Source organism: Stenotrophomonas sp. Sm10 (assembly GCF_030985515.1).
Lineage (GTDB): Bacteria > Pseudomonadota > Gammaproteobacteria > Xanthomonadales > Xanthomonadaceae > Stenotrophomonas > Stenotrophomonas hibiscicola.
The window spans coordinates 1-11,588 of the sequence record NZ_JAPTFO010000100.1; the positions used below are offsets into that span (position 1 = coordinate 1).

9 protein-coding genes are annotated in these 11,588 nt (G+C 67.3%); 6 read left to right on the forward strand and 3 right to left on the reverse strand.

Annotated elements, in window-relative coordinates; genetic code table 11:
- Positions 1 to 216 precede the first annotated feature (216 nt).
- Both O0J15_RS18870 and O0J15_RS18875 read left to right on the forward strand, forming a co-directional pair.
- Positions 217 to 2,508, forward strand: a complete 2,292-nt coding sequence (locus O0J15_RS18870; protein WP_134735765.1) for a TonB-dependent receptor — start codon at positions 217 to 219, stop codon at positions 2,506 to 2,508.
- Between the two features lie 152 nt (positions 2,509 to 2,660).
- Positions 2,661 to 3,656: a DUF4274 domain-containing protein gene (locus O0J15_RS18875; protein WP_021204362.1), complete on the forward strand. Its 996-nt coding sequence runs from the start codon at positions 2,661 to 2,663 to the stop codon at positions 3,654 to 3,656.
- Between the two features lie 107 nt (positions 3,657 to 3,763).
- Here the strand turns inward: O0J15_RS18875 and phbB are convergent, their stop codons facing one another.
- The 3 genes from phbB to O0J15_RS18890 all read right to left on the reverse strand — a co-directional run bounded on the left by phbB (position 3,764) and on the right by O0J15_RS18890 (position 7,071).
- Entirely contained in the window at positions 3,764 to 4,504 is a 741-nt protein-coding gene (gene phbB / locus O0J15_RS18880; protein ID WP_021204361.1) for an acetoacetyl-CoA reductase, read from the reverse strand.
- 24 nt (positions 4,505 to 4,528) lie between these two features.
- Entirely contained in the window at positions 4,529 to 5,857 is a 1,329-nt protein-coding gene (locus tag O0J15_RS18885; RefSeq protein WP_029550722.1) for a CitMHS family transporter, read from the reverse strand.
- Positions 5,858 to 5,931: 74 nt separating this feature from the next.
- The gene (locus O0J15_RS18890; protein WP_308306110.1) at positions 5,932 to 7,071 is read right to left on the reverse strand and encodes a porin; all 1,140 of its coding nucleotides are present in this window, start codon (positions 7,069 to 7,071) and stop codon (positions 5,932 to 5,934) included.
- 232 nt (positions 7,072 to 7,303) lie between these two features.
- Between O0J15_RS18890 and O0J15_RS18895 the strand changes: the two genes are divergently transcribed.
- From O0J15_RS18895 to O0J15_RS18910, 4 genes are read left to right on the forward strand one after another with little or no spacing between them, the layout of a single operon-like run.
- Entirely contained in the window at positions 7,304 to 7,993 is a 690-nt protein-coding gene (locus O0J15_RS18895) for a response regulator transcription factor (protein WP_019662067.1), read from the forward strand.
- Positions 7,986 to 9,377 (forward strand): sensor histidine kinase, encoded by a 1,392-nt coding sequence (locus O0J15_RS18900; protein WP_031270791.1) that lies wholly within the window; start codon positions 7,986 to 7,988, stop codon positions 9,375 to 9,377. The genes O0J15_RS18895 and O0J15_RS18900 overlap by 8 nt, the downstream gene beginning before the upstream one ends.
- Entirely contained in the window at positions 9,374 to 10,429 is a 1,056-nt protein-coding gene (locus tag O0J15_RS18905) for an ABC transporter substrate-binding protein (RefSeq protein WP_308306109.1), read from the forward strand. The genes O0J15_RS18900 and O0J15_RS18905 overlap by 4 nt, the downstream gene beginning before the upstream one ends.
- 28 nt (positions 10,430 to 10,457) lie before the next feature.
- Positions 10,458 to 11,108, forward strand: coding sequence for a response regulator transcription factor (locus tag O0J15_RS18910; RefSeq protein ID WP_005414428.1), 651 nt, complete (start codon positions 10,458 to 10,460; stop codon positions 11,106 to 11,108).
- Positions 11,109 to 11,588: the final 480 nt, after the last annotated feature.

The window sequence follows — 11,588 nt, forward strand, 5'->3', positions numbered from 1 at the left end:
CCCCGCCCTCCCACGGAATGCACGCTTTTGACGTTGCCGTGAGCAGGTGCAGGGCGGCAGCCCTGCCGACACACCCACCCCCACACCCACAAACGAGACGCGCGTCACCGCCCGCAACACGCGCGCCGCTTCGTAAACAACCTTTCATCTTCCATTCGCATAGTGGCGGCGCGCCGCGCGCAGACGCGCCGGTCTTCCCCCATGCAATGGACTCACATGCAGACCCGATACCTGACGATCGCCGTGGCAATTGCCCTTTCCGCCGCCGCCAGCACCCATGCCGCCGAAACCACCGACGCCAGCACCGATGCCGCGCTGAGCGCGCAGACGCTGGATACCGTCTCCGTGATCGGCCAGGGCGAGACCCGCCAGGTGCAGCGCATCACCGCGGTCGACAAGCAGGTGCTGCCTCCAGGTACCAGTGGCCAGAAGATCCTCGACCGCCTGCCGGGCGTGTCGGTGCAGTCCAACGATGCCTTCGGCGCGAACGAAGAATCGCAGACCATCAGCCTGCGCGGCTTCGACAAGAGCCGCCTCGGCTATACGCTGGACGGCATCCCGCTGGGCGACAACAGCTACGGCAACTACAACGGCCTGAGCATCGCCCGCGCGATCATCGCCGAGAACCTGGCCGGTGCCGAGTTGTCGCAGGGCATCGGTTCGCTGGGCGTGGCCTCGACCAGCAACCTGGGCGGCACCATCCAGTACTTCTCGATGGACCCGTCCACCGAGTTCGGTGGCCGCGCCAGCGTCACCGTCGGCGACGACAGCCAGCGCCGTGGCTACCTGCGCGTGGATACCGGCGACATCAACGGCTTCTCGGCCTATGTGTCCGGCGTGCACCAGGACCAGGACATGTGGGCCGCGCCCTACCAGAACCAGACCACCCGCCAGTTCAACGCCAAGGCAGTGTGGAATGTCGGCGACCACCGCTTCGGTGCGTTCGTGGCCACCTCGCGCGCCAGCCAGGCCAACTACGCCTACCTGTCCAAGGACATGCTGGCGCGTGGCCTGAGCTGGGATTGGAACATCTACGCGCCGGACTGGGATCGCGCCGTGGCCGCTGCGTACTGCGCGCCGGGCACCTACAACAAGGCACGCTGCAAGTTCAGCGGCGGCGTCAACAGCATCGACGATGCCTACTACCAGAGCCGCGCATTGCGCGACGACAATCTCTATTCGGTCGATGCCGACCTTCGCCTGGGCGAGCAGGGCCGCCTGAAGCTGCTGGCCTACCACCACGACAACCGTGGCCAGGGCCACTGGTGGGCACCGGGCCAGCCATCCTACCCGGGCACCGACAGGATGCTGCCGATCTCGATCCGCAGCACCAACTACACGATCAACCGCGATGGCCTGACCGCCGCATTGTCGTGGACGGTGGGCATCCACGAACTGGAAGCCGGCCTGTGGTACGAGCAGAACGACCATAACGTGTCGCGCAACTTCTACTACATCAGTGGCCCGTTCCTGGACGACCTGTACCTGAAGAACCCCGACCGCCTGCTGTTCAACCAGGACTTCGACATCCGCACGCGCCAGTTCTACGTGCAGGACCGCATGCGCTTCCTGGGCCAGCGCCTGACCGTGGATGTGGGCATCAAGAGCCCGAACACCCGCATGCGCGCCACCGCCCAGCCGGGCGTGGAAACCCGCATCGCCTCGGGCACGCTGACCGCCAAGGAATCGGTGCTGCCGCAGGTGGGCCTGGGCTTCAAGCTCAGCGCCAACAACGAGCTGTTCGCCTCCTACGCCGAGAACATCGCCGCCTTCGTCGGCGGTGGCAGTGGCGGCCCGCTGCAGGTGTCGCCGGAATCGTTCGCGGCCAGCGCCGGGCTGGAGCCGGAGAAGTCCAAGAGCCTGGAAGCCGGCTTCCGCACTTTCGGTGAGAAGTACCAGGCCTCGATCGCTGCATACAACGTCAAGTTCGACAACCGCCTGCTGTCGCTGAACCCGTGTTCGAGCATCGAAGTCGGCACGCGCCCGGAGTGCGTGACGCGCTTCATCAACGTCGGTTCGGTGAAGAGCCATGGCGCGGAACTGACCTTCATCCTCAAGCCGATTGATGGCCTGCAGTGGTACAACGCGCTGTCCTGGAACAAGACCACCTACGAGGATGACTACACCTCGGGCGGTGCGATCGTACCGGTGGCCGGCAAGATCACGGTGGATACGCCGCAGCGCATGGCCTCCAGCGAGATCAGCTGGAACCGCGACGGCTTCTTCGCCAGCCTGCGTGCCAAGTACACCGGCAAGCGCTACTACACCTACACCAACGACCAGTCGGTGCCGGACGTGACCACCTTCGACGCTGGTGCAGGCTACGACTTCGGCCCGGGCCTGGGCCTGCGCAACGTGCGGGTGTCGTTGAACGCGACCAACCTGACCAACAAGCGCTATGCCGGCCAGCTGAGTTCGTTCGCACCCACGGACCCGAACGGCACGCGCTACGCGATCCACGCCAGCGCACCGCGCCAGGTGTTCATGACCGTCGCCGCCGAGTTCTGATGCGATGGGGTCAGAGCCCTTTCGCGCGCGAAAGGGATCTGAGCCCGATTCGGGGCATGGCCGGGGTCGGATCCCTTTCGCCTGCGAAAGGGATCTGACCCCGGTGCAAGGGGCCGCTAGACTGCACGGGCACTGAGCAACGGACACCCCACGTGACCCCCGACGACTACCACGCGTCCTGCAGCCGCCTGCTGCAGGACTACCTGCACACCGCTTCGCCCGAGCAACGCCACATCTACGTTGCACGGCGCAACTACGATGACAGCCCCGACGTGCTGGCCTGGCTGGCAGAGCAACGCGATCTGGACCGTGCCACGGCACTGCTGATGCACGCATCACTGGGCGCAGGCCGGTTCGCCCAGTACGCAGACGCCAGCGAGGTGCCCGGCCACGAGCAGGCGGCGTACGCGCTGGTCCGTCGCATCGAGCAGCGGTGCCTCGATGGCTTCTACGCCGACCATGGGCTGGACTTCGATCCGTTTGCCGAGGCGGTCGATGATGCGTACGACGATGGCCTGCCGTTCCCGATCGCGCAGCAGTTGCACGATCTGGCCGCGGCCTTTGAACCCGAACGCGGCCCGGCACTCGGTGATGCCACCGCAGGTGATGTCGATATCTGGGCGGAGGTCGTGCCCCCAGCACTCTCACCCGTAGCAACCGCGTCGGATCCGGGCTGGCCGCTGCTCGTCTCGTTCCTGCAGCAGGCCACGCCGCAGCAGCGCCATCAGCTGATGCTGTTCGCCGACACCCACACCCTGTCCGATGCGCTGCAATGGCTGCTTGAACAGCCGTCGTTGGCCGCATCCAGCGCACTGGCGCTGTACTGGAACCTGGGGGCGTCCTGGTACGTGCCGTTTGCCACGGTCGACGATGTGCCTGCATCGCACCGCCACACCGCCGCGGTGCTGCGTGGCATCGAACAACGGCTGGCCGAGGGCGGCTACGCTGACCAGGGCCTGGGCTTCGACCTGGCGCAGAACCGGCCACGCTTCCCGGCCCGTTGGCCCGGCCGGCCGGTGCTGCGCGCGGTTCCCGAGGCGATGTGGTTGCCGCGCGACGGCCAGATCGTGGAGGAGTCCGACGAGGTGGATTTCATCTCCGGCCTGCCGGAGGAGGTGGCTGGCGCACTCGCGCAGGCGCGCGGATAGACCGCGGAGCGCATCGGGGTCAGAGCCCTTTCGCATGCGAAAGGGATCTGACCCCAGGGGCGACCGAGCATCCACGCATGGCGTGGATCTACTGCAACGCGCGGGGGTCAGCCCATGTACAACCCACCATTGACCGCGTAATCGGCGCCGGTCACGTACGAAGCCTCGTCCGATGCCAGCCAGCCCACCAGCCCGGCCACTTCCTCTGGCCGGCCCAGGCGGCGCACCGGCACCGACGCGGCCAGCCGGTCCAGTACATCCGGCGGGAAGCTGCTGATCGCCTGGCTGGCGATGTAGCCGGGCGACAAGGTGTTCACGGTTACCCCGCGCGAGGCCACTTCGGCGGCCAACGCCCGGCTGAAACCGTGCATGGCGGCCTTGGCGGTGGCGTAGTTCACCTGGCCGATCTGGCCCTTGTGGGCGCTGACCGAGCCGATGTTGATGATGCGGCCCCAGCCGCGCGTGGCCATGCCGTCGACCACCTGCTTGGTGAGGTTGAACAGCGCGTTGAGGTTGGAGGCGATCACCGCGTTCCAGTCCTCCACCGTCATCTGGCGGAACAGCAGGTCGCGGCTGCCGCCGGAGTTGTTGACCAGTACATCGACCTCACCGACTTCGGCGCGGACCTTGGCGAACGCCGCGCTGGTCGAGGCCCAGTCGGTCGCGTTGCCTTCGGAGGCGATGAAGTCGAAGCCCTGTTCGCGCTGCTCGCGCAGCCAGTTGGCCTTGCGCGGCGAGTTCGGCGCGCAGCCGGCAACCACGGTGTGGCCGCTGCGGGCCAGGCTCTGGCAGATGGCAGTGCCGACACTGCCCATTCCACTGGTGACGTAAGCGATTCGAAGCGTCATTGCAGAAGGCTCCTTGGCAAAGGGTCAGGCGGCAAGGGGATACAGGCCGAACAGCAGGCTGCCGATCATCAGCAGCATCGAGATGGCGATGGCCCACTTCAGGGTGAACTTCTGGTGGTCGGCGAATTCGACCTTGGCCAGGCCCACCAGCAGGTAGGTGGACGGCACCAGCGGGCTGAGCAGGTGCACCGGCTGGCCGGCCAGCGAGGCGCGCGCCATTTCCACCGGGGTGATGCCGTAATTGCCGGCGGCCTCGGACAGGATTGGCAGCACGCCGAAGTAGAACGCGTCGTTGGACATGAAGAAGGTGAACGGCATCGACGCCACCGCCGTGATCACCGCCAGGTACGGGCCCCACGATTCCGGAATCACGGCCAGGAAGCTGTGCGACATCGCCTCCACCATGCCGGTGTTGTTGAGGATGCCGGTGAAAATGCCTGCGGCGAAGATCAGTGACACCACCGACAGCACGTTGCCGGCGTGGTTGACCACGCGGCGGCGCTGCTCGGCCAGGTTCGGATAGTTGATCACCAGGGCGATGGCGAAGCCGACCATGAACAGCACCGGCATCGGCAGCACGCCAATGATCAGCGCGGTCATCAGCGCCACGGTCAGCGCAAGGTTCACCCACAGCAGCTTCGGACGCTTGATGTCCTCGGCGTCTTCCACGGTCGGCAGCGCGTTGCTGTCGTCGGAAACGCTGTTGTCCATCCAGCTGCCGCCCTTGGGCAGGGTCACAACACCCAGGCGACGGCGTTCCTTCAGGCCCAGGTACCAGGCCAGCAGCAGCACGCCGGCACAGGCGATCACCATCGACGGGATCAGCGGCACGAACACGTCGGCCGGGTCCACGTGCAGCGCGGTGGCCGCGCGTGCGGTCGGGCCGCCCCACGGGGTCAGGTTCATCACGCCGCCGGCAAGGATGGTCACGCAGGTCATGTTCAGCGCGTTCATGCCCAACCGCTGGTACAGCGGCAGCATCGCCGAGACGGTGATCATGTAGGTGGTCGAGCCATCGCCATCGAGCGAGATCAGCATCGCCAGCACCGCGGTGCCAAGCACGATCTTCATCGGGTCGCCCTTGACGAAGCGCAGGATCACCCGCACCAGCGGATCGAACAGGCCGGCGTCGATCATCACCCCGAAGTAGAGGATGGCGAACATCAGCATCACGCCGGTGGGTGCGATCTTCTTGATGCCCTCCAGCATCATCTCGTCGATGCCGGCACCGAAGCCACCGATCAGCGCGAACAGGATGGGGATGGTGATCAGGGCGACGAGCGGCGACAGGCGCTTGCTCATGATCAAGTACATGAACGTAATGACCATGCCAAAGCCGAGGATGCTCAGCATCATCTGCGGACTCCTTGCGAAAACAGGACGTGGGGAGTGGAAGGGGCCCGGGCGGAATGCCCGGAATGTCTGGCCTAGAAGTCGTACTGCAGGCGGCCGGTGACCGCGCGCGTGCGGTCCGCCGTCACCCCGGCCAAGCGGTCGCGGTTGCGGCTTTCGATCACGTTGAGCATGAAGCGCAGGTTGTCGCGCAGGTACCAGTTGCCACCCAGCGTCCACGCCTCGGTGCTGCCGCGGCGCAGGTCCGGCGCACCATCAAGATGCTGCGCGCCCCACATCTGGTCGTAGCGCAGCGCCACTTCGAACGCGCCGGCCTTGTGGCGGATGTCCTTCACCCGCGCGAAGCGGCCGGTCTTGCGGTCGTAGGCGCGGCTTTCGCCGGTGACGAACCAGCTGACCATGCCGTAGGCGGCCATCACGTCGCCACGCTGCGCACCGTCATCGAAGGTGGCGCCACTGAACTCGCCCTGCCACGACAGCGGGCCGCGCACCTGGGCGTACTCCAGCGACCACTTGTTGACATCGGTATCGCGGCCGGCGGAGAAGTCCACCAGGGTCAGGCGGCTGTTGTCGGACAGGTGGCCGGCCGGGCGCGGACGGATCTTCAGGCCCGGAACGCCGTTCGCGCCCGGGTTGTCATGGGCCTCGCGGGCCAGCGACAGGCCCAGGTGCAGCACGTCGCCATCGGCGGGCGAGGGCGCCCAGGTGACACGGCCACCGGCAGCACGCCCCTTCACCTGCCAGGCGTCGATGCTCTCCAGGCTGTAGATGCTGGCGGCCCAGGTGAAGTCACCCGGATTGGCCTGCCACGACGCGCCCAGTCGGTACAGCGGCGCCAGCGTGGTGCCGGCATTGCCGCGCTCCAGGAAGCTGCCGTAGTTGGAGCTGGTGCGGTCATCCAGCGAGAAGTACTGCTTGAACTGGCCGACGGTCAGCTTGCCGGCCTTGCCGAAGCTGCGCGCCAGGTACACGTCCTTGGCCTCGACGCGGTCGCCGGAGAAATCGGCTTCCAGCTTGTAGTCGACCACGAAGAACTTGCCGGACACGTCAACCCACGCACGGCGGATTTCGGTGTCGTCCTTGTTCGGGGTGCCCCGGTTGTCATTATCGAAGGTGGCGAAGTCCAGGTGCAGGCGGCCACCCAGGGTGGCGGTGACCGGACGGTCATCTTCGGCAGCGAAGGCCGGCGCCGACAGGGCAGCCAGCGCCATCATGGCGGCAGGACGCCGCCAGGCAAACGTGAATTCCACAAACCCTCCCAGGTGCGCGCCAGGCGCGCGGCAATCGTGGGCACCGGACGGTGCGCGGCCGCAGTCTGGGTCGCCGTAGCTGTCATCGTCCTGTCAGCGGTTTGTGCGGTGCAGCGTAAATGGTCGCCAGGCATGGCCCGGCGGGCGGCCCCGGCGTCATGCGGTAGCATTCGCTTCCCCTCCCACCGTCGTGCCCATGCGCCTGCTGCTGGTCGAAGACAACCCGGATCTGGCCGATGCGATCATCCGTCGCATGCGTCGCAGTGGCCATGCCGTGGACTGGCAGGCCGACGGCCTGGCCGCTGCCAGCGTGCTGCGCTACCAGAGCTTCGACCTGGTGGTGCTGGATATCGGCCTGCCCAAGCTGGACGGCCTGCGCGTGCTGGCCGGCATGCGCGAGCGCGGTGACAGCACGCCGGTGCTGATGCTGACCGCGCGCGATGGCATCGAGGATCGCGTGCAGGCGCTGGATGTGGGCGCCGACGACTACCTGGGCAAGCCCTTTGACTTCCGCGAGTTCGAAGCACGCTGCCGCGTACTGCTGCGGCGCGCGCGTGGGCAGGCCAGCGAAGTGGTGCAGATTGGCGGCTTCCAGTTCGACAACGCTGCGCACCGGGTCAGCCTCGACGGGGAGCCGATCGAACTGCCCAATCGCGAGTACCGCCTGCTGGAGATCCTGGTCGGCCGTCTTGGCCAGGTGGTCGGCAAGGACGAGATCGGCAACGGCCTGTTTGGTTTCGATGACGAAGCGGGCCCGAACGCCATCGAGTTGTATGTTGGCCGCCTGCGGAAAAAGCTGGCCGGCGCACCGCTGCGCATCACCACGGTGCGCGGTGTCGGCTACCTGCTGGAAGCCAGCGATGGCAGCGCCGACGCCGATGGCTGACGCACGCGCTGCGAACGCCGCACCGGGTTCGCTGCGGCGCACGCTGCTGCTCTACCTCGGCGCGCTGCTGGCGGTATTCGCGGTGGCGCTGCTGTTCGCCGCGCGCGACTATGGCCAGCGTGCGGCAAACCGTTCCTACGATCACCTGCTGGTGTCTTCGGCGCTGTCCATCGCCGATTCGGTGGCGCTGGTCGACGGCCAGTGGCAGGTCGATCTTCCCTATGCGGCGCTGGACCTCCTGGCGATGGCCCCGGAAGACCGCGTGTTCTATCGGGTGGCCGACAGCCGCGGCAACCTGATCACAGGTTATGGCGATCTGCCGTCGCCGCCGCGCCGTCCGGGCACGCAGCCGCAACTGTTTGATGCGGCGTACAGCGGCGAGACCGTACGCTTCGTAGTGGTCGGCCGCAGTTTCGCCGCGGCCTCGGCGCAGGGCGAGGTGCAGGTGCAGGTGGGCCAGACCCGGCGTGCGCGCGAAGCCGTCGCGCAGGACATGGTCAATCGCGCACTGCTGGCGATCGGCGTGCTGTCCGGCCTGCTGCTGGCGCTGGTGGCGTTTGGCGTGCACCGCGCGTTCCGCCCACTGGTGCGGGTGGAACGCGAGCTGTCGCGCCGCGAACCGTCCGACCTGAAGCCCCTCGACGCGCGCGTGCCGCGCGAGATGGACCAGATGGTGGCGGCGTTGAACCGCTTCATGGAACGCCTGTCCAGCAGCAACGAGACACTACGCGCATTCATGGCCGAGGCCGCGCACCAGATGCGCACGCCGTTGGCTGCCCTGCGCGCGCAGGCGCAGCTTGCGCTGGACGACGACGACCCCGAAGACATGCGGCGCAGCCTGCAGGCGATCGAGCGCAACGCCACCCATATGAGCCGGCTGCTGAACCAGCTGCTCAGCGATGCCAGCGTGATCCATCGTTCGCATCTGCAGCGCTTTGCAGCGGTGGACCTGGCCGAGACCGTGCACCAGGCCCTGCATGAAGCGCTGCCGCAGGCCGGTCCGGCGCCGCGCGTGCAGTTGGCGATGACCGCCGAACCGGCATTGGTGCACGGCGATGCGCTGCTGCTGCGCGAGGCGATCAAGAACCTGGTCGACAACGCACTGAAGTACGGCGGTGACGGCGACTTGCAGATTGCCCTTACCGTGGAAGGCGAGCAGGCCGTGCTGACCATCGCCGACCACGGCGCGGGCATCGCCCCGGCCGATGCCGAGCGCGTATTCGAGCGTTTCGCCCGTGGCGAAGGCGCGCCCTCAGGTGGTGCCGGGCTGGGCCTGGCCATCGTCAAGCGCGTGGTCGACAGCCATGGCGGCCGCATTGACCTGAGCAACCGCCCGCAGGGCGGGCTGGTCGCCACCATCCGCCTGCCCCGGAGCAGTCCATGATCCGCTTGTTCGCCACGACTGTTGCGCTGCTGCTGGCCCTGCCGGTGTTGGCTGCGCCCGGCGATGTGCGCCGTTTTCCCGCACAGGGAGCGGCCACCGCTCAGCTGCGCATCCACGGCACCACCGACATCGAAGTGTTCGCGGTGGTCATCGCCGACTACCAGCGCCTGCACCCCGGCACCGAGGTGGTGTACGAGGACATCATCACCCAGGACCTGTACGCACGTTTCCTGCACGACCGCGGCGGACCGGCATCACCGGACCTGCTGATCTCCAGCGGCATGGACCTGCAGACCAAACTGGTCAATGACGGTCACGCGCTGCCACACCGTTCGGCGCAGACCGCCGCGCTGCCGGCCTGGGCACAGTGGCGCAACGAGGCGTTCGGCATCAGCTACGAGCCGGTGGTGATGGTCTACAACACCCGCGCGATTCCTTCGGCCAAGGTGCCGCACACGCGCCGCCAGCTGCTGGACCGGCTGCGTGCTGAAGGTGCACCCCTGCGCGGCAGGGTCGGCACCTATGACATCGAGCGCAGCAGCGTCGGCTACCTGTTGGCGACCCAGGACGCGCAGCGCGGCAGCATTGCCGGCGCGCTGCTGGGCGCGCTCGGCGACAACGACGTGGTGCGCGAGGAGCGTACTGGCGTGCTGCTGGACAAGGTGGCCAGTGGCCAGCTGTCGCTGGTCTACAACGTGCTTGGCTCCTACGCGCAGGCGCGCGTTGATGCCGGCGCGCCGCTGGGCATTGTGGAGCCCGAGGACTACACGCTGGTGGTGCTGCGTACCGCAGTGATCCCGCGTACCGGCCCACACCCGGAAGAAGCCCGGCGCTTCCTCGACTACCTGCTGTCGCCACGCGGCCAGCAGGTGCTGTCGCGCGAGGCACGGCTGATGCCGATCGTGACCGGCAACGCGCGCGGCGATGATGCGCCGGGCCGCAGCCGCCGCCCGATCCAGCTCGGCCCGGGCCTGCTGGTGTACCTGGACGCGCTCAAGCGTCGCCAGTTCCTCGATGCTTGGCGCAGCAGCGTCGAGCCGGCCGGGCGCTGAGGCGGCGACCTGCCCGTACAATGGCGGCATGAGCGAATACACCATCCTGATCGCCGATGACCACCCGCTGCTGCGTTCGGCGGTGGTGCAGTCGTTGCGGCAGAGCCTGCCGCTGGCGCAGGTGCGCGAAGTCGCCAGCGCCGAGGCATTGGCCGAAGCGCTGGATGCCCACCCGGATGTGGACCTGGTGCTGCTGGACCTGACCATGCCCGGCGCGCACGGTTTCTCCGCGCTGCTGCACGTGCGCGGCTCGCATCCGGACATTCCGGTGGTGATCCTCTCCTCCAACGACCATCCGCGGGTGATCCGTCGTGCCCAGCAGTTCGGCGCGGCGGGTTTCATTCCAAAGTCTGCTCCGGCCGAGACCATCGGCGAGGCGGTGCAGGCGGTGCTCGATGGTGGCCTGTGGTTCCCGGCGATGGCCGCCGAACGCTCCGAGGCCGACGCACTGCTGGCCAGCCGCCTGGCCCAGCTGACCCCGCAGCAGTTCCGTGTGCTGCTGTGCCTGGCCGATGGCCTGCTCAACAAGCAGATCGCCTACACGCTGGGGTTGGCCGAGAACACGGTGAAGGTACATGTCACTGCGATCCTGAAGAAGCTCGAATGCCACAGCCGCACACAGGCAGCGGTACTGGTGAAGGCGCTGGAGCCTGAGGGCGACGCCGGCATCGGGTTGTAGTTTCCAGCCAACGGCGCAGCCCCTCGTGGGTGGGCACGTAGAGCAGTTCATGGGTGAGGCCGGGCAGGTGGACTGCGCAGGGGCCGCTGCAAGTACGTCCATGTAAGCTCGGTCGCCGCATCCATGCGGCTCACGCCCCTGCGCAGCCCACCTGCCCGGCCACGGACAGGTTCCGTGCGCGTCCACCCGCGGAAGAGAAAAGAAGATCAAAAGCAAAGACAGCCTGACAGGCTGCTTTTTGTAGAGCCGAGCCCACGCTCGGCTGCTTTCTGGACGGTCCGTGAAGCCGAGCATGGGCTCGGCTCTACACGAGCAAGCGCAGCGCGCGACCCGCTTTTGATCTTATTTTCTTCTTCGTGGGTGCAGGCCACCGAAATCTGTCGGAGGCCGGTCGGGTTGGGTGCGCGGGGGTGTCAGCCGCATGGATGCGGCTGCCAAGCCTCCAGGGACGGATTCACGGCGTCCCCCGCGCACCCAGCC

Bases quoted from the DNA above. Each gene is read 5' to 3' on its own strand.
- O0J15_RS18910 (WP_005414428.1), top strand. From the start codon at position 10,458: ATGAGCGAATACACCATCCTGATCGCCGATGACCACCCGCTGCTGCGT.
- O0J15_RS18870 (WP_134735765.1), top strand. From the start codon at position 217: ATGCAGACCCGATACCTGACGATCGCCGTGGCAATTGCCCTTTCCGCC.
- phbB (WP_021204361.1), bottom strand. From the start codon at position 4,504: ATGACGCTTCGAATCGCTTACGTCACCAGTGGAATGGGCAGTGTCGGC.
- O0J15_RS18895 (WP_019662067.1), top strand. From the start codon at position 7,304: ATGCGCCTGCTGCTGGTCGAAGACAACCCGGATCTGGCCGATGCGATC.
- O0J15_RS18905 (WP_308306109.1), top strand. From the start codon at position 9,374: ATGATCCGCTTGTTCGCCACGACTGTTGCGCTGCTGCTGGCCCTGCCG.
- O0J15_RS18890 (WP_308306110.1), bottom strand. From the start codon at position 7,071: ATGATGGCGCTGGCTGCCCTGTCGGCGCCGGCCTTCGCTGCCGAAGAT.
- O0J15_RS18885 (WP_029550722.1), bottom strand. From the start codon at position 5,857: ATGCTGAGCATCCTCGGCTTTGGCATGGTCATTACGTTCATGTACTTG.
- O0J15_RS18900 (WP_031270791.1), top strand. From the start codon at position 7,986: ATGGCTGACGCACGCGCTGCGAACGCCGCACCGGGTTCGCTGCGGCGC.